The 22,555-nt window shown below is 63.9% G+C and carries 21 protein-coding genes; 14 read left to right on the forward strand and 7 right to left on the reverse strand.

The window, feature by feature from the left end; translation table 11 throughout:
* Window positions 1-4: 4 nt before the first annotated feature.
* Complete coding sequence (gene tssF, locus GYK42_RS05795; protein ID WP_166446710.1) at window positions 5-1,810, reverse strand: type VI secretion system baseplate subunit TssF; 1,806 nt, start codon at window positions 1,808-1,810, stop codon at window positions 5-7.
* Between the two features lie 144 nt (window positions 1,811-1,954).
* Here tssF and tssK point away from each other — a divergent pair, with 144 nt between their 5' ends.
* The 12 genes from tssK (at window position 1,955) to GYK42_RS05855 (ending at window position 16,942) form a co-directional block, all read left to right on the forward strand.
* The gene (gene tssK, locus GYK42_RS05800) at window positions 1,955-3,331 is read left to right on the forward strand and encodes a type VI secretion system baseplate subunit TssK (protein ID WP_240943478.1); all 1,377 of its coding nucleotides are present in this window, start codon (window positions 1,955-1,957) and stop codon (window positions 3,329-3,331) included.
* Between the two features lie 248 nt (window positions 3,332-3,579).
* Window positions 3,580-6,564: a sensor histidine kinase gene (locus GYK42_RS05805; RefSeq protein WP_166446711.1), complete on the forward strand. Its 2,985-nt coding sequence runs from the start codon at window positions 3,580-3,582 to the stop codon at window positions 6,562-6,564.
* Window positions 6,561-8,726, forward strand: a complete 2,166-nt coding sequence (locus GYK42_RS29525; RefSeq protein WP_166446712.1) for a sensor histidine kinase — start codon at window positions 6,561-6,563, stop codon at window positions 8,724-8,726. Before GYK42_RS05805 ends, GYK42_RS29525 begins: the two co-directional genes overlap by 4 nt.
* Window positions 8,727-8,900: 174 nt before the next feature.
* Window positions 8,901-11,105: a two-component system response regulator gene (locus GYK42_RS05815; protein WP_166446713.1), complete on the forward strand. Its 2,205-nt coding sequence runs from the start codon at window positions 8,901-8,903 to the stop codon at window positions 11,103-11,105.
* 137 nt (window positions 11,106-11,242) lie between these two features.
* Window positions 11,243-12,109, forward strand: a complete 867-nt coding sequence (locus GYK42_RS05820) for an urease accessory protein UreD (protein WP_166446714.1) — start codon at window positions 11,243-11,245, stop codon at window positions 12,107-12,109.
* A gap of 38 nt (window positions 12,110-12,147) precedes the next feature.
* Entirely contained in the window at window positions 12,148-12,450 is a 303-nt protein-coding gene (locus GYK42_RS05825) for an urease subunit gamma (protein WP_034751936.1), read from the forward strand.
* 23 nt (window positions 12,451-12,473) lie between these two features.
* Complete coding sequence (locus tag GYK42_RS05830; RefSeq protein ID WP_034751935.1) at window positions 12,474-12,803, forward strand: urease subunit beta; 330 nt, start codon at window positions 12,474-12,476, stop codon at window positions 12,801-12,803.
* A gap of 1 nt (window position 12,804) precedes the next feature.
* Window positions 12,805-14,505, forward strand: a complete 1,701-nt coding sequence (ureC, locus tag GYK42_RS05835; protein WP_166446715.1) for an urease subunit alpha — start codon at window positions 12,805-12,807, stop codon at window positions 14,503-14,505.
* A gap of 13 nt (window positions 14,506-14,518) precedes the next feature.
* On the forward strand, window positions 14,519-15,043 hold the full coding sequence (gene ureE, locus GYK42_RS05840; RefSeq protein ID WP_166446716.1) for an urease accessory protein UreE: 525 nt from the start codon (window positions 14,519-14,521) through the stop codon (window positions 15,041-15,043).
* Window positions 15,043-15,723: an urease accessory protein UreF gene (locus GYK42_RS05845; protein WP_166446925.1), complete on the forward strand. Its 681-nt coding sequence runs from the start codon at window positions 15,043-15,045 to the stop codon at window positions 15,721-15,723. Before ureE ends, GYK42_RS05845 begins: the two co-directional genes overlap by 1 nt.
* A 23-nt stretch (window positions 15,724-15,746) precedes the next feature.
* Window positions 15,747-16,385 (forward strand): urease accessory protein UreG, encoded by a 639-nt coding sequence (ureG, locus tag GYK42_RS05850; RefSeq protein ID WP_086144768.1) that lies wholly within the window; start codon window positions 15,747-15,749, stop codon window positions 16,383-16,385.
* 11 nt (window positions 16,386-16,396) lie between these two features.
* The gene (locus GYK42_RS05855; protein WP_166446717.1) at window positions 16,397-16,942 is read left to right on the forward strand and encodes a HupE/UreJ family protein; all 546 of its coding nucleotides are present in this window, start codon (window positions 16,397-16,399) and stop codon (window positions 16,940-16,942) included.
* On the opposite strand, the gene GYK42_RS05860 is transcribed toward GYK42_RS05855, so the two are convergent.
* Window positions 16,939-17,550, reverse strand: coding sequence for a 1-acyl-sn-glycerol-3-phosphate acyltransferase (locus tag GYK42_RS05860; protein ID WP_166446718.1), 612 nt, complete (start codon window positions 17,548-17,550; stop codon window positions 16,939-16,941). The two genes, GYK42_RS05855 and GYK42_RS05860, sit on opposite strands and share 4 nt — an antisense overlap.
* A gap of 304 nt (window positions 17,551-17,854) precedes the next feature.
* Here GYK42_RS05860 and GYK42_RS05865 point away from each other — a divergent pair, with 304 nt between their 5' ends.
* A complete protein-coding gene (locus GYK42_RS05865; protein ID WP_166446719.1) occupies window positions 17,855-18,022 on the forward strand; it encodes a hypothetical protein in 168 nt (55 codons plus the stop codon).
* Window positions 18,023-18,131: 109 nt separating this feature from the next.
* On the opposite strand, the gene GYK42_RS05870 is transcribed toward GYK42_RS05865, so the two are convergent.
* The 5 genes from GYK42_RS05870 to GYK42_RS05890 form a co-directional block, all read right to left on the reverse strand.
* Window positions 18,132-19,196: an alkene reductase gene (locus GYK42_RS05870; protein ID WP_166446720.1), complete on the reverse strand. Its 1,065-nt coding sequence runs from the start codon at window positions 19,194-19,196 to the stop codon at window positions 18,132-18,134.
* Between the two features lie 56 nt (window positions 19,197-19,252).
* Window positions 19,253-19,549, reverse strand: coding sequence for an ArsR/SmtB family transcription factor (locus GYK42_RS05875; RefSeq protein ID WP_166446721.1), 297 nt, complete (start codon window positions 19,547-19,549; stop codon window positions 19,253-19,255).
* A 122-nt stretch (window positions 19,550-19,671) separates the two neighbouring features.
* Window positions 19,672-20,844, reverse strand: coding sequence for a helix-turn-helix transcriptional regulator (locus GYK42_RS05880; protein WP_166446722.1), 1,173 nt, complete (start codon window positions 20,842-20,844; stop codon window positions 19,672-19,674).
* A 72-nt stretch (window positions 20,845-20,916) separates the two neighbouring features.
* Window positions 20,917-21,498, reverse strand: coding sequence for a hypothetical protein (locus GYK42_RS05885; protein ID WP_166446636.1), 582 nt, complete (start codon window positions 21,496-21,498; stop codon window positions 20,917-20,919).
* A gap of 164 nt (window positions 21,499-21,662) precedes the next feature.
* On the reverse strand, window positions 21,663-22,025 hold the full coding sequence (locus tag GYK42_RS05890) for a DUF1304 domain-containing protein (RefSeq protein WP_070258088.1): 363 nt from the start codon (window positions 22,023-22,025) through the stop codon (window positions 21,663-21,665).
* A gap of 209 nt (window positions 22,026-22,234) precedes the next feature.
* Here GYK42_RS05890 and sugE point away from each other — a divergent pair, with 209 nt between their 5' ends.
* The gene (gene sugE / locus GYK42_RS05895; RefSeq protein ID WP_166446723.1) at window positions 22,235-22,555 is read left to right on the forward strand and encodes a quaternary ammonium compound efflux SMR transporter SugE; all 321 of its coding nucleotides are present in this window, start codon (window positions 22,235-22,237) and stop codon (window positions 22,553-22,555) included.

Below are 22,555 nucleotides of genomic sequence, written 5' to 3' on the forward strand. Positions count from 1 at the left end.
TGGACTACACCGGATTCTGCAGTCCGCTTCTTGGTTTGCATCGGATCAGCTCCTTTCCGCTTTGCCCTGACAGCACCACCAGTTCGATGAAACTGTTGATTTGCACATACAACCCAAGGAAGTGATCGATCACCTGTACAAACAGGTGCATGCCGCTGCCGACGAACGCTTCCTCGTCAAGCGTGAGGCGCACCTCCACGCCATGCGCCAGCGAGGTGCCGCGCTTGTGCCGCAGCCATGTCGTGGTCGGCGAGTGCGCCAGCGCGACGATGCCGCCGATCTGGCGCTGCGAGCTTGCCGATTGGGACTGGTCATATAGCGTCAGCATTTCGCGCAGCGCCGGCAGGCCCTCCTGGACCAGCGCGTGATGATTCAGCGCCAGGTGTGAAATCAGGCGCCAGTGCAGGCCCGCGCCCGGTGGGAAACGTCGGGGCTGGCTGGGGCGTCGCAGCATGTGCAGTGCAGGTCCGCCGCCGCACGGTTGCAAGTCTCCTTGCGGTTGGCCGTATTTGAGTGACAGTGGAAGATCGCGGTTACTGCATGTCAGCGACAGCGACAAGCTGGCTTTTTCATTGACCAAGGGATTGAAGTCGCTATCGACCAGCGTGATTTTCTTTTCATGGCCAGGGCTTTTGAGGGCAAGCGTCGTGTCGTGGCGCATGACCCAGTAATGGCCTTGTTGCGCCGCGCCCTCGCCATGGCGCAGACTGTACAGAGGGCGAAATTCGGTCAGCGTGCTTTCCCCTCCGCGTTGGCGCAGCAAACGCACCGCATCGACAGTGACGACTTCGTAACCATGGGCATGGGTCGCATGGGCCAGCACGGAATAGTCGGTTTTTTGCCGGGTGATGGCGATCGGCACGCCTTCCTGGCGGAAGAGGTTGACCGCCGGACTGCAGCCCAGCCTTAAGTTGTCGCTGGAAATACTGGACAACATGCGCGCCGCAGCGGAGTCGGGTCGCAAACCGGCCATGCACAAATGCAGGGTAAAGCGCCGGCAACCAGGCGGCAGGGCAGTACTCAGCGCCGCGATATCGATGTCGAAGAAATTGAATTTTTCCGGATATGCAAAATACTCGCTCAGGATGCGGTAGGCCGGCTGCGAACGGGCACCGAAAGGTATCAATGCATCGGCGTCGGCGAAGCCGACGGGCGTCAAGGGCAAGGCGGGCAAGGCCATCCATTGCACCGCGTCGATGGACACAAAAGCGCAGACTGCATGCAGGAACAGGGCATCGCGCAAGGCGGCGGAAAAAGAGGCTTCGCCATCGATGAAAAAGCGCAGTGATGCTGGCGCCGCATCGAGATGTCGGATGCCAATGTTCAGCGCGGAACTGGCTGATGCTGGCAGGCGTACGCCTGGCGGCGGCTTGATCATCGCATCGAAAGCCGCGCTTTCCACTACCGATGTTCCTGTCGTCATGCCGTAGACCGTCTTGAAGCGGCAGCGCACGCCGCGCACAGGCGTTGCGTCCATTTCGCTGCCGGCCGGCAGGTGCAACACGCCCGCTTCAGCCGCTGGGGCGGACTGGTGCACGATGGTGCAGGACGGAAAGGGGCGCAGATAATGCGGGAACAGGGCTTCGAACAAGGCTTCGGTAAATTGCGGATAGTCGTCATCGAGCCGTTTCGAGATGCGTGCCGCCAGCATGGCCACCGATTCGATCAAGTGTTCGACGTGCGGATCTTCGCAAGACTCGCCGGACATGTGCAATTTGCCGGCAATTCTCGGATAGCGTTCGGAGAACTCACGGCAATGCCGTCGCAGCATCACCAGTTCGCGTTCGAAATACGGCAGCAAGTCCTCCATCTCTCTTTTCCTGTGTCTTCGCGGCGGAGTGGTCAGTATCCGAGTGTTTGCTCAGAGGCAAATTGCGTTTGCGCAATAATTGAACAGGGTTGCTGTGCAATATCAAGGACTTCCAAGCTGGCAACATCAGACTGGCAAGGCAGCATGATTCCAACGGTCAACATGGAGAATGCAATGACATTGCCATCCAAATTACTTTGGTCCGAGGGCCTGGCCATCGGCCCCCAGCAATTCCAGCAGCTGGACCGCTACCATGAAGCGCGCCTGCAGCGTCTGGCTTCACTCATCAATCCACATTTATGGGGTGTGCACGGCGTCAGCTGGAATGCGGATGCACTGGCCAACAATAGCCTGCGGGCGGACGCCATGTCGCTCGTCTTTCAGGATGGAGAGTTCTTTGAAGCGCCGCTTGGCGATGTATTGCCCAGTGCAGTTGACTTGTCCAAGCTGCCTTCCAGCGAACATAGTTTTACTTTTTATGCCGCGTTGCCCACGCTGCGGGCACATGGCGGCAATGTGAGTGCTGCCGGCGCGCGCTATGTCCAGGCGGATATCGAAACCCCGGATCTGTACAGCGAGGCAGTCAGCGTCGATGTGGCTTACCTGCAGAAGCGCGTGTATCTGTTGTCGCAACTGGACCCCCTGCATGATTACCTTGCCATCCCGGTGATCCGTTTGTACCGCGCCGGCAATGGCAGCTTTGAAATCGATGCCTCCTTCATTCCGCCTGGCCTGACCATCAGCGCCGAGTCTTCGCTGCAGAAAATGCTCGATTCGCTGATCGACCGCATGGGCGCGAAAATTGAGGCGCTGTACAGCCGCCACCGTCAACCCGGTAACAATACGGTTGAATTCCAAGGCGGGGATGTTTCCTCGTTCTGGATGCTCAATACCTTGAGCACGGCCAGCGCCACGCTCAGTCATTGCGCCAGTTATCGGCGCCACCATCCTGTATATGTGTTTGAAAAATTGATGGCATTGGCCGGTGGCTTGATGACGTTTTCGAAAAAATACACGCTGAGCGACTTGCCGGCGTATTGTCACGATGACGCGGCTCCCGGTTTCGGCAAGCTCGATGGCATCATCCGTGACCTGATCGATACGGTGCTCCTGTCGCGTTACTTCCCGATTCCATTGTCCAACGACACGCAACAAAACACCCACTATCACGGCTTGCTCGATGCCAAGCGGATTGACCGGCAGACCGAGCTCTGTCTTGCGGTCAACGCTGATATGCCGGCGCTGGAACTGGTTGCCACGGTGCCGTTGCAGTTCAAAATATCCTCTCCGGACAATATCGAACTATTACTGGGCCGGGCGTTGCCGGGTGCCGAGCTGCGGCATATGGCCCAGGTTCCTGCTGAAGTACCCGTGCGGCCCAATACGTATTACTTTTCGATCGATAACAAGGGCAGTATCTATGACAGCATGATCAAGGCACAGGCGATTGCGATTTATGTGCCGTCCGGCATAAAAGGGCTGAAGCTGGAATTGTTCGGTATCAGCGGCACCGCCGCGTAACGATAGTTGGCGTGGCGGGTGGTTGTCTTGTCAAAAGATTGCCCTAAGGAATAGACTTGTCCCAGCAGTTGACGTTATCATGTTTTTGTAAGTGTCGGTGGCTGAGCAGTCGGCGCAATGGTGAAACATGGTGACAGCGGGAGTGAGCATGGGCATGGCGAATGATGCGTGATGTGCCGGGTGACTTGCGGCTTGGCGGCGGGATGGGCAGGGCAGCGGTGCGTCGCTGTGGCCGCGCATTGCTGTTGATGCTATGCGCCGCTGTGGCTGCGCCGGCGCTGGCTGCAAGCGCCGCGCCGCCGCACCGGGGCCAGCGCGTGCTGGTCCTCAATGCCTACGATTACGGCCGTGCCGGCGTGGAATCGTACACGCGCACTTATGTCGCCGCCATGGCCGCCGCGGGCCTGGCCAGCGAAGATATCATGGTCGAGCACCTGAACCTCAATACCCAGGGCGACCCGGCGCTGCGCAACGAGATGCGTGATTTGTTGCTTTTAAGATACACCCAGATGATGGGCCGCAAGGCCGACCTGATCATCGCCATGCAGCAGCCGGCGCTCGATTTTTTGCTGTCCGACCTGGCGCCGCTGGCGCGCGGCGTGCCCGTGCTGGCGATTAACACCTCGGGCAAGGCCTTGCCGGCCGGCAGCCCGCTGGCCATCTGGCAGCAAAAGGCGAACGTCGATTTTCCCGGCACCCTGGCGCAAGCGATGGCGCTGTTCCCGGAGACCAAAACCATCGTCGTGGCCGTCGGCGCGAGCGAAGCCGACCAGGCCCTGAAGCGCAACATGCAGCAGGCGGCGCAGGCTTGGCAGGGCAGGGTTTATATGGAGTATCTCGACGGCCTGACCCTGGCGCAGATGCGCGTGAAGGTGGCGCACTTGCCCGCCGATACGCTGCTGCTGGCGGGCAACGTCAACCGCGACGTGGTAGGCGCCATCGCCACGCCCGTGCAGTTTGCCGGCGAACTGGCGCGGCTGGCGAACGTACCTGCCTTCGGCATGTACAACACGAACGTGGGCAAGGGCATTCTGGGCGGCTCCATCCTGCACATCGAAGGGGCCGCGCAGCAGGTGGCGCAGATGTCGCTGGCCGTGTTGGCCGGCAAGGCCCCTGCCGCGCCGGGCGCCTTGCTGCCGCCGGTCCGCCCGGTGCCCATGTACGACTGGGAGCAGCTGCAGCGCTGGGATGCCGATATCAGCCAGCTGCCGCCAGACACCCTGTTCTTCAACCGTCCGCCGCAGCTGTGGCACGAACACCGCGCCGCCGTGCTGCTGGCGGCCGGCGTCTTCATCGTGATGGCCGGCTTGCTGAGCGCCTTGCTGCTGCAGCGGCGGCGTTTGCGCCGCGCCGAGAGCGAGGCGCGCGAGAGCGAACAGCGCTTCCGCATCCTCGTCGAGCATGCGCCCGAAGCCATCGTCGTGTATGACCTGGACCAGGACCGCTTCATCGACGCCAACAGCAGTGCGCAGCGCATGCTGGGCATGTCGCGCGAAGCGCTGCTGGCGCGTGGACCGTTCGACCTGTATAGCATGGAGCAGCCCGACGGCATGCCTTTGGGCCTGATGATGGAAGAGCATCTGCGCCGCGCCATGCTCGGTGAACCCATCCTGGTCGAGCGCAATGTGCGGCGCGCCGACGGCAGCATCTTCCCTTGTGAAGTGCGGCTGGTGCGCTTGCCGATGGAAGGGCGGCGCCTGGTGCGTAGCGGTATAGTCGACATTTCCGAGCGCAAGCAAAGCGAGCAGGAATTGCTCGGCTACCGCGACCACCTGGAAGAGCTGGTGCAGCAGCGCACGGCCGCCCTGTCGGTGGCCGTCACCGAGGCCGAATCGGCGAACCGCGCAAAAAGCGTCTTTCTCGCCAACATGAGCCACGAATTGCGCACGCCCTTGAATTCCGTGATCGGCTTTTCGCAGATGATGGCCGATTCGAGCAGCATGTTCGAGGAAGAAAAACATAACCTGGCCATCATCAACCGCGCCGGCCATCATTTGCTCACCTTGATCAACGATATCCTGGAATTGTCGAAAATCGAGGCGGGCCGCATGCAGCTGCAAGCGGGACCCGTGGACTTGAACGGTTTGCTCGACGAAGTGCTCGAGATGGTGCGCATGCGCTCCGGCGACCAAGGCATCGCGCTGCGGCTCGAACGTGCCGGCGTGCCGCCGCTGGTGCGCCTCGATGGCGCCAAGCTGCGCCAGGTGCTGCTCAATTTGCTGTCAAACGCGCTCAAGTTCATCGAGCAGGGCAGCGTGACCTTGTCGCTGGCCTGCGAGACGGGCGGCGATGGGCAGGCGGCGCTGGCGTTCGCCGTGCGCGATACGGGCAGCGGCATCGCGGAAGAGGATCTGGAACGCATCTTTGAACCGTTCGTGCAGGCCGACAGCGCCGTGGCGCAGGCCGGCACGGGACTGGGGCTGACCATTTCGCGCGAGTTCGTGCGCCTGATGGGCGGCGAGCTGCGCGTCGAATCGACCTTGGGTGCCGGCTCCCGCTTCAGTTTCGAACTGCGTGCACCGGTGCTGCAGCAGCCGGCCATCGCAGCGCTGGCGCCGGGCCGCGTGGCGCGCCTGCCGCCGGCCCAGCGCGGGCGCATGGTGCTGCTGGTCGACGATGACGACAACTGCCGCAAGCTGCTGGCCGGCTTGCTGGCGCCGCTGGGCTTCCAGTTGCACGAGGCTGCGGGCGGCGTGCAGGCGCAAGCCATGCTGGCGGCGCAGCGCTACGACATCGTGCTCAGCGACTGGCGCATGCCGGACATGGACGGCCTGGCGCTGACGCGCTGGCTGCGCGCGCAGCCGGCGCTGGTGCAACCGCGCCTGGTGATCATGACCGCTTCCGCCTTCGAGGAAGAAAAGCAGGAGGCGCTGGCGGCTGGCGCCGACGGCTTCCTGCGCAAGCCGATCGAGCAGGAACACCTGTTCGCCATGCTGGAGCAGCAGCTGGGCGTGCGCTTCCAGCGCACCGGCGCCATGCCGCCGCGCGTGCCGGCGGCCACCTTCGACTTGCAGCGGTCGCTGGGCCAGCTGGGCGCGGCCGAGCGTCAGGCGCTGCTCGAATCCGTGCAAGCCCTCGATTTGCGCCGCAGCGCCATCGTGTTGTCAGGCGTGGCGACCAGCCTGCCGCAGCTGGCCGCGCACATCGCCGCCATGCTGGAACAGCATCAATACCAGCCGCTGTGCGCCTTGCTGGCGCAGCTGGCCAGCGAGCCGCAGGGCGAAGACGCATGACGCTTCACGCATCCAAGGGCGCGCGCCTGGGCGGCGTGTCCATCGTGCTGGCCGTCAGCGTGGCGCTGACGTTTGTCGTCACGGCGCTGCTGCTCGTGTTTGCCGTGCTGTTTTACCAGTCCGAACGCGAGCAGCGCTGGCAGCAGCTGCAGCGCAGCCTGTCCGTGAGCGCGGACCAGCTGGCCGTGGCCATCGAACTGCCCTTGTGGAATCTCGATGAAAAGCAGATGCAGGCCATCATGCGCAGCATGCTGGGCAAGCGCGACCTGGTGGCCAGCTCGCTGACGCCGGGCATCGGCAAGGAAGCGCTGGTCCTGCGCCGCACCGCGGACGGCGCCATCGGCAGCTTTTCCTCGCTGTCTGCGGAACCGGACTGGCTGGTGCAGCGGCGCCCCGTGACGATGGGCGGACAAGTCATCGGCAGCGTTGCCGTGTATGCGACGCCGGCCCTGCTGCACGCGCAGTTGCGGCAGCGTGCGCTGGGCATCGGCGCCATGATCGTGGCGCTTGACGTGATCCTCGTGGCCGGCATCTGGCTGCTCATGTGGTGCCTGATGCTCAAGCCTCTGAAGGCGATCGGCCAGTATGCGGCCGGTATTCAGGCGGGGCAGGGGGAAGCGTTCGGCACGCCGCCGAAAGCGTGGTTCCTGGGCGAGCTGCGCACGCTGTACCGCTCCATCCGCGACATGGTGGCGCTGCTCGACAGCCGCTACCGCGCCTTGCAGCGCAGCGAGGAGCGCGTGCAGATGGCCACGGGCGCGGCCAGCATCGGCATCTGGGACTGGAACGTGCGCAGCGGCGCCTTGCAGTGGGACGAGCAGATGTACGCGCAGTTCAAGGCCGATGCCGACAGCGGCACGGCGCCGGCGGCGATCTGGCGCGCGGCGCTGATGCCCGACGACGTGCCGGCCGCGAAGGAAGCCTTGCGCGCCGCGCTGGGCGCCGGCCAGGCGTTCACGCACGAGTACCGCATCCTGTGGCCCGATGGCGCCATCCGCTACATCAAGGTCGATGCCGTGATCTTCCGCGACGGGCAAGGCCTGCCCATGCGCCTGGTGGGCTCGAACTACGACATCACGGCGCACCGCGAGGCCGAACTGGAACTGCTGCGCCACCGCCATCACCTGGAAGAACTGGTGGCCGAGCGCACGAGCGCCCTGTCGGTGGCCGTCAGCCAGGCGCAGGCGGCGAACCGCGCCAAGAGCACCTTCCTGGCGAACATGAGCCATGAACTGCGCACGCCCCTGAATTCCGTGATCGGATTTTCGCGCCTGATGGCCGCCTCGCCCAATATGCACGACGATGAAAAGCGCAACCTGGCCATCATCCACCGTTCCGGCAATCATTTGCTCACCCTGATCAATGAAATCCTCGAACTGTCGAAAGGCGAGGCGGGGCGCCTGCAGGCGCAGACGGCCGTGGTGGCGCTGGCGCCCCTGCTGCAGGAAGTGATGGACATGCTGGGCATGCGCGCCGAGCAGCAGGGGCTGGCCCTGCGCCTCGATTGTGCGGGCCTGCCGGCGGCCGTGCTGCTCGACGCGATGCGCTTGCGCCAAGTGCTGCTGAACCTGATGTCGAACGCCGTCAAGTTTGCCGGCGGCGGCGAAGTCACCTTGCGCGTGCGCGGCGAGCGGTGCGATGCAGCCACGTGGCGTTTGTCATTCGCCGTCAGCGACACGGGCATCGGCATCGCCCAGGAAGACCAGCAGCGCATCTTCGAGCCCTTCGTGCAGGCCGACAGCGCGGGACCGAAGGATGGCACGGGCCTGGGCCTGGCCATCTCGCGCGAATTCGTGCAGCTGATGAAAGGCGAACTGACGGTGGAATCGGCGCCGGGGCAGGGCGCCACCTTCCGTTTCAGCATACCCGCGCAGGCGGCCGAAGCGCCCGTGCCGGCGCCCGTGCCGCAGCCCGTGGCGCCGGCGCCCGAGGTGTTGCCGGCACTGCGCGCGCAAGACTTGCTGCTGCTGGCCGGGGAAGAACGCGCCGCCTTGCTGGTGGCGCTGCGCGAATTGAACCTGGCGAGGGTGGCACAGCTGCTGGCGGCCTTGCCGGCGGCGGCTGCGCCCTTGCTGGCGCCGCTGCAGGCCATGCTCGACCAGCATCAGTACCGCCAGTTATGCGACTTGCTGGATCATGAGGGGGCGCTGGCGCACGTTTGAAAGTGTGGGCTGACAACATCGGATTCGCTGAAAAGAAGGACTAAGTAGCGCCGATGGATGGTGCTAAATTGCAATAAAGATTATGATGATAGTACGTAGTTCATCGCAAAGAAATGTCTTGTCCAGCGCGGCAACCGACCGCCGCGCCTCATCCAAAGCTGAGAGAACTGCTACATGCACCGCGATTTTTCGGAAGTGAACTCGAAGGGCGAAGTACTGATCGTTGAAGATACGCCGGCTTCGCTGAAGCTGTTGAGCGATTTGCTGGGCGGCGCCGGCTATGCCGTGCGCCAGGCGCCGAACGGTGAACTGGCCCTGTGGACGGCCCAGGCGCGCCCACCCGAGCTGATCCTGCTCGACGTGCGCATGCCCGGCCTCGACGGCTTTGAAGTGTGCCGCCGCCTGAAGGAGATACCGTCCCTGCGCCAGGTGCCGGTGATCTTCCTGTCGGCCCAGTACGATACGGACGACAAGGTGCGCGGCTTTGCGCTGGGCGCCGTCGATTTCATCGCCAAGCCCTTCCAGGCAGAGGAAATTCTGGCCCGCACCGACGCCCACGTGCGCCTGGCGCGGGCGCAGCTGCAGCTGGCGCAGGAACGCGCCAACCTGGAACGGAGGGTGGCCGAACGCACGGCCGAACTGGAGCAGGTGGCCAGCACCCTGGCGCGTGAAGTGCAGATCCGCCGCGCCAATGAGGAATTGCTGCGCCTGTCGGGCCAGGTCTTCGAAGCGACCCAGGACGCCATCCTGATCACGGATGCGGCCGGCGTCATCGTCACGGCTAATCCCGCTTTTACACGCATCACCGGCTACGCGGCGCCGGAAGTGGTGGGCACGGACATCCTGCGCCTGCATGCGGAACACACCGGGGAAGCGGTGTTGCAGGCCATGCGCCAGGGCTTGCGCAGCAGCGGCTGCTGGTCTGGCGAAGTGCAGACACGACGCAAGAGCGGCGACACCTATCCCTGCCTGCTCAGCGCCTCCACCGTGCACGGCCCCGATGGCGCCGTCGTCAACTATATCGGCGTCTTCCTCGACATCAGCGAACGCAAGGCCGAGCAGCATCTGATCGATTTCCTCTCCTACCACGACGCGCTGACGGGCTTGCCGAACCGCGTGCTGCTGCGCGAGCGCTTCGAACAGGCGCGCGCGAACGCTCTGCGCGACGGCCAGCAGGTGGTGCTGATGTGTCTTGACCTGGACCGCTTCAAGAACATCAACGATTCGCATGGCCAGGCCGTCGGCGACAAGGCGCTGCAAGTGGTGGCGCGTTTCCTGTCCGGCTGCGTGCAGGAGGGCGACACGGTGGTGCGCCAGGGCGGCGACGAATTCCAGATCCTGCTGCAGGACGATGCCCTGCTGGGGCGTACCCTGGGACTGGCGCAAACCATCTTGGCCGGCTTGCGCGAGGAACTGAGCGTCGACGGCGAGCGCCTGGCGCTGACGACCAGCATTGGCATCGCCATGTGCCCGGCCGACGGCGACAGCCTCGACGACGTGCTGCGCCATGCCGACACGGCCCTGGTGCGGGCCAAGGAAATGGGGCGCGACCATTACGCCTTCTTCACGGAGCGCATGGGCAGCGATATCCGCGCCCGCCTGGCCATGCAGCAGCAGCTGCGCGGCGCCATCTGCCGCGATGAATTCGAAGTGCACTACCAGCCGCAGATGTGCTTGCGCACGGGCGCCTTGCTGGGCGCGGAAGCCCTGCTGCGCTGGGATAATCCGGTGCTGGGCAAGGTGCCTCCCGGCCTGTTCATCGCGCTGGCCGAGGAATACGGCTTGATCACGGCCATCGGCGAATGGGTGCTCGAAAGCGTGTGCGCGCAAATCCGCGCCTGGCACGACGCGGGCCTGGGCAGCATCAAGGTGGCCGTCAACCTGTCCGGCAAACAGTTCGCGCAGGACCGCACGGTGCCGTTCGTCGAGGCGGCCTTGCGCAAATACGGCATCGCGCCCGCCTGCCTGGGCATCGAGATCACGGAAAGCACGGTGATGGGCGACCCGGACAAGGCCGTGGCGGCCCTGACGCGCCTGAAGGATATCGGCGTGGGCATTTCGCTCGACGACTTCGGCACCGGCTATTCCAGCCTCGGCTACCTGAAACGTTTTCCCATCGACGTGCTGAAGATCGACAAATCCTTCGTCGACGACGTCACCACCAGCAGCAGCGACGCGGCCATCGCCCGTTCCGTCATCTCGCTGGCGCACAACCTCGACATGCGCGTCATCGCCGAAGGGGTGGAAACGCGCGCACAGGTCGACTTCCTGACGGAACACGGCTGCGATGAAATGCAGGGCTATTTTTTCAGCCGCCCCCTGGCGGCGGACGCCTTCACGGCCTTGCTGCGCGAACGGCGCACCCTGGCCGTGGCGTAAGAGGTAAGCACTGCGGTGCGGCCGATGCACCATGCCGGTGCGTCCGCTGCAGCGCGGTGCGCGATTCTCACTTTTCCATCCCCTGACGCTGGCACATATCCTGCTTAGGTAATCGCTTATTTACGCGATTGCCCTGCATGCCAGACAGTCCCCATCCAGCCACGCCTTTACCAGCCAGCGCCCACGGCGCCTGGCAGGCGCATTTGCGCCTGGGCTTTGCGCTGCACGATGGCGTCAGCCGCCTCGTCGAGCGCACGCACAGCGGCCCCCTGCGCGTGCAAAAGCCCCTGTACCCGGAAGGCGATGCCGTCTGCCACGCCATCATCATCCATCCACCCGGCGGCGTGGTGGGCGGCGACCAGCTGGCCGTCGACGTCACGGTGGGCGAGGGCGCGCGCGCCTTGCTCACGTCGCCGGGCGCGGCCAAGTGGTACCGCGCCAACGGCCACGTCTCGGGCCAGCACATCGTGCTGCGCGCCGGTAGCGGCGCGGCCATCGAGTGGCTGCCGCAGGAAAGCATCTTCTTCGACCAGGCCTGCGTGCGCCTGCGCCACGAAGTCGAACTGGCGCCGGACGCCAGCTACATCGGCTGCGACATCATCTGCCTGGGCCGCAGCGCCTCGGGCGAAGTTTTCAACACGGGCAGCATCAGCCAGCAGGTGCGGATACGCCGCGGCGGCAAGCTGCTGTGGTGGGAGCAGGGCGTGCTGGCGGCCGGTGGCGCACTGATGGCCAGCCCGCTGGGATTGGGGGGCCACACCGTGTGCGCCACCCTGATCGCCGTCGGCACACAAGTTACGCCTGCCGTGCTGGCTGCCGTGCGCGAGATCGGCGTGCCGGCCGGCGCCGCGTTTGGCGCCACGCACATGAAATCGCTGGTGGTGGTGCGCCTGCTGTGCGGCGACAGCGAGGCGGCGCGCCGCATCATGCTGACCGCCTGGCAGCTGCTGCGCCCCGCCATGCTGGGGCGCGACGCCGTCGTGCCCCGCATCTGGAACACTTAATCACGAAAGAAGCGCAGGAAAGAAGCGCAAGGAAAACCATGGACCTGACTCCCCGAGAAAAAGACAAGCTGCTCATTTTTACGGCCGCGCTGCTGGCCGAACGGCGCCTGGCGCGCGGTTTGAAATTGAATTATCCGGAAGCGGTGGCCCTGATCAGCGCGGCCATCATGGAAGGCGCGCGTGATGGCAAGTCGGTGGCGCAGCTGATGTCGGACGGTACCAAGATCCTCTCGCGCGCCGACGTCATGGACGGCATCGCCGAGATGATCCCCGACATCCAGGTGGAAGCGACCTTCCCCGATGGCAGCAAGCTGGTGACCGTGCACCACCCGATACCGTAGTTTTTTTTGAGAAGGAGTCCGTCATGACACCAGGCGAATACCAATTGGAAGAAGGCGAAATCAGCTTGAATGCCGGGCGCGCCACGGCCACCGTGGTGGTGGCCAACCGGGGCGACCGGCCGATCCAGGTCGGATCGCACTTCCACTTTTTTGAAGTCAACCCGGCACTGGCGTTCGAGCGCTGGCGCGCCTACGGCATGCGCCTGAACATCACGGCCGGCACCGCCGTGCGCTTCGAACCGGGCCAGCAGCGCACCGTGGAACTGGTGGCGCTGGCGGGCGAGCGCAAGGTCTACGGCTTCAACGGCGAAGTGATGGGCGAACTGCAAGACACTCCACCGGGAAAGGATTGAGATGGCCAGTATTCCCCGCAGCGCGTATGCCGAAATGTTCGGCCCCACCAAGGGCGACCGCATCCGCCTGGCCGACACGGAATTGTTCATCGAGATCGAGCATGACTATGCGATCTACGGCGAAGAGGTGAAATTCGGCGGCGGCAAGGTGATCCGCGACGGCATGGGCCAGTCGCAGCGCTGCGCGGCCGAGGTGATGGATACCGTCATCACGAATGCTGTCATCCTCGACCACTGGGGCATCGTGAAGGCCGATATCGGCTTGAAAAACGGGCTGATTTTCGGCATCGGCAAGGCGGGCAACCCCGACATCCAGCCTGGCGTGACCTTGCCCATCGGCGGCGCCACGGAAATCATCGCCGGCGAAGGCATGATCGTCACGGCTGGAGGCGTCGACACGCACATTCACTTCATTTGCCCGCAGCAGATCGAGGAAGCGCTGATGAGCGGCGTGACCACCATGCTGGGCGGCGGCACGGGACCGGCCGTCGGCACGGCCGCCACCACTTGCACGCCGGGACCGTGGCACTTGCACGCGATGCTGGCGGCGGCCGATGCCTTCCCGATGAACCTGGGCTTCATGGGCAAAGGCAATGTGAGTTTGCCGCTGCCTTTGGTCGAGCAAGTGCGCGCGGGCGCCATCGGCCTGAAACTGCACGAAGACTGGGGCAGCACGCCGGCTGCCATCGACAACTGCCTGTCGGTGGCGGACCGCATGGATATCCAGGTGGCGCTGCACAGCGACACCCTCAACGAGGGCGGCTTCCTGGAACACACGCTGGCCGCCTTCAAGGACCGCACCATCCACACGTTTCACACGGAAGGGGCGGGCGGCGGCCATGCGCCCGACATCATCGCCGCCGTGGGGCAAGCCAACGTGTTGCCCTCGTCGACGAATCCCACGCGCCCGTTTACCGTCAATACGCTCGACGAGCACCTGGACATGCTGATGGTGTGCCACCACCTGGACCCGGCCATTGCCGAAGACGTGGCCTTTGCCGAGTCGCGCATTCGCCGCGAAACCATCGCCGCGGAAGACATCCTGCACGACATCGGCGCCATCTCGATGATGTCGTCCGACTCGCAAGCGATGGGCCGAGTCGGCGAAGTGATCATGCGCACCTGGCAGACGGCGCACAAGATGAAGGTGCAGCGGGGCGCGCTGGCGCCCGACACGGCGCGCAGCGACAACTTCCGCGCCAAGCGCTATATCGCCAAGTACACGATCAACCCGGCCATCACGCATGGCATCTCGCACGTGGTGGGCTCCATCGAAGCGGGCAAGATCGCCGATATCGTGCTGTGGAAACCGGCCTTTTTCGGCGTCAAGCCGTCGATGATTTTAAAAGGCGGCATGATCGCGGCCGCGCAGATGGGCGACCCGAACGCCTCAATTCCCACGCCGCAGCCCGTGCACTACCGCATGATGTTCGGCGCTTTCGGCGGCGGCCTGAAAAAGTCGTTTACGTTTGTCTCGCAGGCGGCCTACGACCTCGATATCGGGCATCAGCTGAAACTGAACAAATCCGTCATCGCTGTGAAGAACATGCGCGGCTTGCGCAAGCACGACATGATCCACAACAGCGCCACGCCGCACATGGAAGTGGACCCGGAAACCTATGCCGTGCGCGCCGACGGCCAGCTGCTCGTGTGCGAGGCGGCCGCCGTGCTGCCGATGGCGCAGCGCTATTTTCTATTTTAAGTGGGAGACAAGCATGCTGACTTTGCATACCAAATTAGGTCCCGACGATGAGCGGGTACCCACCGCGCAACTGGTTCTGCCCTACGACCAGCGCGAAAAATGCCGGTTGCGCGCCGTGCTGTCGAATGGCGACGACGTGGCCGTGTTTACCGTGCGCGGCACGGTGCTGCGCGACGGCGAGCGCATGACCGGGCCGGAAGGGCAGGTGGTGCAGATCATCGCCGCGCGCGAACCGACCTATCTGGTGCGGTGCGCGGATGCCCACACCTTGCTGCGCTGCGCTTTTCACCTGGGGAACCGCCACACGCAGGCGCAGGTGGGCGATGGCTTTCTGCGCATCCGCAAGGACGTCGTGCTGAAGGAGATGCTCGAAGGCTTGCAGGCGATGGTGACGGAAGAAAGTGCGCCGTTCGAGCCGGAGGCGGGTGCGTACGGCGGCGGCCATGGTCATCACGACGGCCACGGCCAACACTTGCTGGCGCCCGTGCCGCTGCGGCAGAAAATCCACCGTCCCGGCGATGTGCCAGGCGCTGCATGATGCAGGCGTCGGCCCTGCTGCACCTGCTGCAGTTCGCCAGTCCGGCCCTGCCGATCGGCGCCTACAGTTATTCGCAGGGTCTGGAAGCGGCGCTCGAATCCGGCCTGGTGAGCGACGCGGTCATGGCGCGTAGCTGGATCGCCGAGCATCTGGCGCATGTGGTGTCGCGCTGGGAGGCACCGCTGTGCTGGCGGCTGATGCAGGCGTTTGAAGAACAGGATTTGTGCGCCGTGCAGCGCTGGAGCGAGCGTTTCATCGCTTCGCGCGACACGGCGGAATTTCGCGCCGAGACCATCCAGATGGGATATTCATTGACCAAGCTGCTGGCCGAGTTGGGCGTGGCCGACGGCGTGCTGATCGACATGCTGCAGGGACAGGCGGAAGTGGCCCTGCCGACGGCCTATGCCTGCGCCGTGGCGGCGCTGGCCATTCCGCGCGAGCAAGCGCTGCTGGCCATGCTGTTCGCGTGGGCGGAAAACCAGGTCCTCGTGTGCGTGAAATCCGTGCCGCTGGGGCAGGTGGCTGGCCAGCGATTGCTGCTGTCGCTGCGGCCGGACCTGGAAGCGGCGGCGTTGACGGCGCAAACCTTGCAAGACGACGAGATGGGCAACTGGGCGCCCGGCCTGTCGCTGCTGTCGATGCGCCACGAAGTGCAGTACAGCCGCCTGTACCGTTCCTGAACACAACAACGAGAGACCATACTATGACATCGATCACCTCCAATCCGCTGCGCGTGGGCATCGGCGGCCCCGTCGGCTCGGGCAAGACGGCCCTGTGCGAAATGCTGTGCAAGGGCATGCGCGAGCGCTACGACATGGCCGTCATCACGAACGACATCTATACCAAGGAAGACATGGAAATCCTGCTGCGCGCGGACGCCTTGCCGGCCGAGCGCCTGATGGGCGTGGAAACGGGCGGCTGCCCGCACACGGCCATCCGCGAAGATGCATCGATCAATCTGGAAGCGATCGCGCGCATGCAGGCAGATTTCCCCAACCTTGATTTGATCCTCGTCGAATCGGGCGGAGACAATCTGGCCGCCACCTTCAGCCCGGAATTGTCGGACCTCACCATTTATGTGATCGACGTGGCGGGCGGCGAAAAAATCCCGCGCAAGGGCGGGCCCGGCATCACCCGTTCCGATTTGCTGATCATCAACAAGACGGACCTGGCGCCGTACGTGGGCGCCAACCTCGACGTGATGGCGCAGGACGCCAGGCGCATGCGCGGCGAGCGCCCCTTCGTATTTACCAACCTGCGCAGCGGCGACGGCGTGCAGGTCGTCATCGATTTTATCCGCGAGCAAGGTTTGCTCGATCAACCAGGCAAGGAGCTGCAATGACTGCAAGACTGATGAGAAAAACAGCCGCCGTGGCGGCCCTGTGCCTGCTGGCCATGCCCGCCATGGCCCACCCCGGCCACGGCGAAAGCGCGGGATTCCTGGCCGGTTTCGCCCATCCGTTCACGGGCATCGACCATTTGCTGGCCATGCTGGGCGTGGGTATCTGGGGCGGCCAGCAGCGCCGCGGCCTGGCCCAGCCTGCCACATTTCTCGGCATGATGCTGCTCGGCGCGCTGGCCGGCATGGCGGGCTTGAGCATTCCCGGGCTGGAAACGGGCATCGCCGCCACGGTGGCGCTCGTAGGACTGGCCATCGCGCTGGCGCTGGCCTTGCCGAACTGGCTCGGCATGGGATTGGTGGGTGTGTTCGCGCTGGCGCATGGCAATGCGCACGGCCAGGAATTACCGGCCGCCTCGGCCGCCTGCGGCTTCATGCTGGCCTCGGCTGTCCTGCTGTGTGCGGGACGTTTCACCGGTCAGGTACTGGCCGAACGCATGCTGCGCGTGGCCGGCGTAGCCTTGACCGCCGCCGGCGTGGTGCTGATGGGAGTTGCTTAGGCGCCGGGACGACGTTCCGACAGCACGATGGGCGCCGCGTTTTCCGGGTGCAAGCCCTGGTGGCCCGCATACACGGCGGCAATGGCGGCCATGTCGGCGTCCTTGTCGCCCGTCAAATACAAATGATCGACGACGCCCAGTACCTTGTTCGGGTAGTCGATGTAGACCAGCAGCAAGGGCACCTTGGCCGCCACGGCCAGGTGATAAAAGCCGCTTTTCCAGTTTGGACGGTAGCTGCGCGTCGCTTCCGGCGTGATGGCCAGCCAGTACCAGTCGGCGGCCAGCATGCGTTCGGCCTGGCGCTGTATCGTGCCGCTGGTGGTGCTGCGGTCGACGGGTTCGCCGCCCAGGTAGCGCAGCACCTTGCCCATCGGGCCGCGGAACAGCGAATCCTTGGCCAGCCAGCGGAAGGGCAGCGACAGCGCCCATTTGCCGAACAGGCCCACCATGAAATCCCAGTTGGACGTGTGCGGGTAGACGACGGCGATGCCGCGCGGCCCCGGCAAGGGGCGAAAGCGCATGCGCCAGCCGAACAGGTGCAGCACGCGCAGCGCGCAGCGCTGGTGCCAGGTCGGCAAGTCGCCCGCTTGTACAAATAAATCGTCCATTGATACCCTTCAGTGACACTGTTCTTGATGGGATGGCGCTAGTGGCCATTTTCCTTGAAGCAAAAATTCTGCGCAGGCATTCTATACGGGGCTGGCGGTGGCGACAAGCAGCCGAGGCCGCTATTCATGCGGTGTCGGGGCGATTGCCGCTGCTATTTTAACGATGCTTTGCCACTGTGTCTGGCACTAAATGCGCACAATGTGGTCAAAACTTGATGCAAGGTTGATCCACCCGATAGGGAGCCATGGCATGAAAAACAATATCGATGATGTACATGGGCAGCAAGTCCGAACGGACAAAGTGATGGCCGAGCTCGTAGAGCGGGGCGTGGCGTTTCATCATGCGCTGGGACGAACGGTGGCGACGGCCTACCTGCGCGAGCACGCGGTGCCGGCCGAGGTGATACGCCGTGTCTTCAGCAGCGTGCAGGCGCGCCGTCCGGCACGGCCGGCACGGCGCCGATGGCGCTGAAGGGCAGACAAAAACGGCGGGCGCCGCGACCGTCACGCAATCAGTTGCGTTGGTATCGTTGCGCCCGCCGCCAGGGGGAGGAGCAGCCCATTGCTGCTCAGGGTGCCGTTCAGCCGTGGGCCGCCAGCGGCGGATAGTCCGTGTAGCCGGCTGCGTCCGGTGCGTACAGGGTGGCCGGGTTCAGCGGGTTCAGTGGCGCGTCGCTGTGCAGGCGGATGGGCAGGTCGGGGTTGGCGATGAACCACAGGCCAAAGGCCACGGCATCGGCTTCACCCTTGGCCAGCAGGGCTTCGGCCGCCGCCTTGTCCATTTTTTCATTGGCGATGTACACGCCGCCGAATTCCTGCTTCAGGTACGGGCCCAGGCGGTCGTCGCCGAGCGCTTCGCGCGCGCAGATGAAGGCGATGCCGCGCTTGCCCAGTTCGCGCGCCACATAGCCGAAGGTGGCGCGCGGGTCGGAATCGCCCATGTCGTGCGCATCGCGGCGCGGCGCCAGATGCATGCCGACCTTGTCCGCGCCCCATACTTCGATACATGCGTCCGTCACTTCCAGCATCAATCGGGCGCGGTTTTCAATCGAGCCGCCGTAGTTGTCGGTGCGTAAGTTGGTGCTGTCTTGCAGGAACTGGTCGAGCAGATAGCCATTGGCGCCGTGGATTTCCACGCCGTCGAAGCCCGCTTTTTTCGCATTTTCCGCGCCCAGGCGGTAGGCTGCCACGATGCCGGGAATCTCTTCCGTATCGAGCGCGCGCGGCGTGACGAATTCCTGTTGCGGGCGCACCAGGCTCACGTGGCCGGCCGGTTTGACGGCGCTGGGCGCCACGGGCAGGTCGCCGTCGAGGAAGAGCGGTGCGGAAATGCGGCCCACGTGCCACAGTTGCAGCACGATCAAGCCGCCCGCGTCATGCACGGCCTTGGTGATGTGTTTCCAGCCTTCCACCTGTTCCTCGGACCAGATGCCTGGCGTGTCGGCGTAGCCTACGCCCTGCGGCGTGACGGCCGTCGCTTCCGAGATGATCATGCCGGCCGAAGCGCGCTGCGTGTAGTACTCTGCCATCAGGGCGTTGGGCACGCGGCCCGGATTGCCGGCGCGCGAACGCGTCAGCGGCGCCATGATGATGCGGTTTTTCAGTTGCAGGCTGCCAATGGTGATGGGGTCGAATAAGGTTGCCATGATGGTTGTCTTTCCTGTCGAGAATGCCGCGTGCGGCGATGTGGATGGGGTTGCAGTTACAAACCTTGCTGCATGTGATCGAGAAAGGCCTGGATGATGGCTTCATTGCGGCTGAAGAAACTCCATTGGCCCACTTTTTTGGTGGAAATCAGGCCCGCCTTCTGCAAGCTGGCCAGGTGCGCCGACACCGTCGATTGCGACAGGTTCAGGCGGCGGTCGATCAGTCCGGCGCACACGCCCAGGTGCAGCGGGTGGTCCTGTTCACAGAAATGCTGCTCCGGTTCCTTTAGCCATTGCAAAATCTGCCGGCGCACTGGATTGGCCAGCGCCTTGTGGATGGCGTCGATATCCATATTGTTTCTCCTGAATATACAATTCGCTTTCCAGCGATGTATATATCGTGTTTTTAAAATTCTAATATCGTCATATTACGATATAAATGAAAAGCGTGCTGGCGCCCCGTTTTTGGCAGGGTTCAGGCAGGAAGGGGATTGCGCTGCAGCACGGCAGGACCTGTCAGCACGATGCGCACCAGGTCGACCTGGCGCTGGGCGCCGGCCTTGGCGGTGGCGCTCTTGATCTGCGTGCGCGCCGTGTGAATGGAGATGCGCTGGCGCTCGGCGTATTCCTGCAAGGAATAGCCATTGACGAGCGCTTCCGTCAGGCGCGCCTCGGCCACTGTCATGCCATAGAAATTGCGCAGGGTGGCCGCCAGGGAGGTGATCAGGTCGCTGCTATCGCTGAGGAAAACGGCGATGGCGCTGGCCGAACCGAACGGGCTGTGCCAGGAGGGCAGGGGCGTGACGCGCAGGCGCAGCTGTTCACCCGTCAGTCCGTTCAGATTGAGCACGCCGCCGGGGCCGCCTGTCGCCGTCGTGCCCGTTTGCGCGGCCTCATGCAGCATGCGCCGCAGCGCGCCGTTGTCCGCTTCGCGCGGGCAATACAGGGGCGCGCCTTCGCGCAGTTGCAGCAGCCGTGCCGAAGCCGTCATGGCCAGCGCCCGCTCATTGGCGTACAGCAATTGCGACGTGGCGTCGAGCAACAGCACGCCAAACGGCAGCAATTCCAGCACCTGGGTGGAACTCTGGGACAGCACTTCCAGCCGGCGCAGCTTGCGTTGCAGGGCAAACGCCGTTTGCAAATGCGGCATCAGGTTGCGGATCAGCGCCAGCTCGCCCGCGTCGTAGGCGCCCGCCTGTTCGCGGCGCACCACGGTGACGTTGGTGGAGCGCTCGGCGCGCAGTTCGACGATGGCCGCCGCCGTATAAAAGATGTCTTGCGGGCGCAGCCAGTCCGTCCAGTATTCGGTTTTCTTCAGGCAATGGTCGGGAAACAGCATGGAGCCCGTGACGACGGCGCCTTCGCGGTGCAGGGAGGCGTCTTCCAGCCACACATTGCGTGCCCCGTAATAGCTGGCAAAGCTGGCCATGGCGTCCGATTCGAAGCCATACGTGGCGGCCAGGCCGCTGCCCGGCAGCAGGACGTCGACCGAGCGGTTGCTGAAATCATTGGCCCAGATCAGGCCCGCGTGCGACTTCAGCTGTTGCGCCAGGGCGGCCAGGAATTGCGACCAGGCGCCATGCCGCGTGGCCGCTTCGTAGATCAGGGTAATCAGTGCCTGGCTGGCGACGGCGAGCGATGGCGTCATTGGCGATCCTCATGGCGGCAAGCGGTGGGCAAGACAAACAAGGGCGGCCTTTGCTTAGGCCGCCCGGCTTTCTTAACGCGATTCCAGCCAGCTTTTGCCGCCGGACGTGCACGTGCTGAGGCTGCTGTACTGGCTCACGTAGTTATAGCCGCTGCCGCAGCCGCCTTCGCCCGATTTGACGGGGCCGTAGCAAGCGCCTTCATAGCTGAGCTTACCATTGACGGTGGTGCTTTTGACACAGAAATTGTAGTTGCTTGCCGTGCTGTTGTTGGGCAAGGTGGGGCCATTGTTTTGCCCGCAACCGAGTTCCTTGCTCACGCTGCGCGCGTAGTCGACCATTTTCTGGTACGTGCCGCTGTAGTAGGCATCGGCCTTGGCTTTTTCTCCCAGCTTGCAGGCGGCGATCACGCTGTCGTAGCCGGAATCGGCCTGGGCGTAGTTGCCTGATACCTGGATGCCGCAGGCACTGGCCTGCTTGCGTTCCGAGTCGCTGATCAGATTGCTGTACTGGCAGCTTGCCGAAGTGCCGCTGGTGCCGCCGGCGCTGGTGGAGCCGCTGCCCGAACCGCTGTCTTCGCTGCCGCCGCCACCGCAGGCGGACAGCATGAGGCAGCCGAGCAAGGTGACGGCTAGGGTGGTTGGATGTGCTTGCATGATTTCCCCTGTGGACTGTGATGTGCCACCATGTATCTGGTGGTATCTTTTTTATTGCTACAAGGAATTGTATCGGGCATGTTTTTTGGAAACATCACCCATTTGAGGTATGCGCAGGCGGCGCGGCGCGGGATAGGGCGGCTGGCTGGCCGCCCCGGCAGGCATCAGGCGAAGTGGAACAGCAGCAAGGCGATGACTGCAGGCACCGTTTGCAAATAGAGGATGCGCGTCATGACGGTGGCCGCGCCCCACACGCCGGCCACGGCGATGCACGCCAGGCCGAACACGGTGAAGGCATAAGCGATGGCCGCGTCCGGGTGAAAAAATCCCAGCGCCAGCGCGGCGACGAGAAAGCCGTTGTAGCAGCCTTGGTTCGACATGGCGGGACGCACGATCTCCGCCTTTTCCTTGGACAGACCAAACACCTTGCGTCCGCGCGCATCGAACAGCACGGTTTCCAGCAGCACGATGTACACGTGCAGCAGCAGGATGAGGGCGGTAAGAATCTGGGCCAGAAGTAGCATCATTGTTCCCGAAAGTGAATGGATGCGGCAATTATGCTGCCAAGTGCATGTTTTTTGGCAACTTTCGATTAGAGCGGCTGCACTAGCGATAGTGTACTTGGGGCAAGATTTTTCACCCAATGGTATACTTTTCCCTTTGCTCCTGCGGGGACGACCCCGCTCGATGTGGGGGCTGTATGGCGGGGACGACCCTGCCGCCTCGGGAGAAAAGTATGGCGTGGATCATTCTGGTATTGGCGGGTTTGCTGGAAATCGGCTGGGCCATCGGCCTCAAGTACAGCGCCGGTTTTACACGCTTCGTGCCATCCGTGCTGACGGCTGTTTCCATGGTCGGCAGCGTTGTGATGCTGGGCCTGGCCTTGCGCACCTTGCCGCTGGGCACGGCCTACGCCATCTGGACGGGCATCGGCACCGTCGGCACGGCCATCTTCGGCATCATGGTGCTGGGCGAACCGGCCAGCGCCGCGCGCATCGCCTGCATCGCCCTGATCGTGTCGGGCATCCTGGGCTTGAAATTGCTCAGCCCACAATAA

Source organism: Janthinobacterium lividum (assembly GCF_011601275.1).
GTDB classification, from domain to species: Bacteria; Pseudomonadota; Gammaproteobacteria; order Burkholderiales; family Burkholderiaceae_D; genus Janthinobacterium; species Janthinobacterium lividum_E.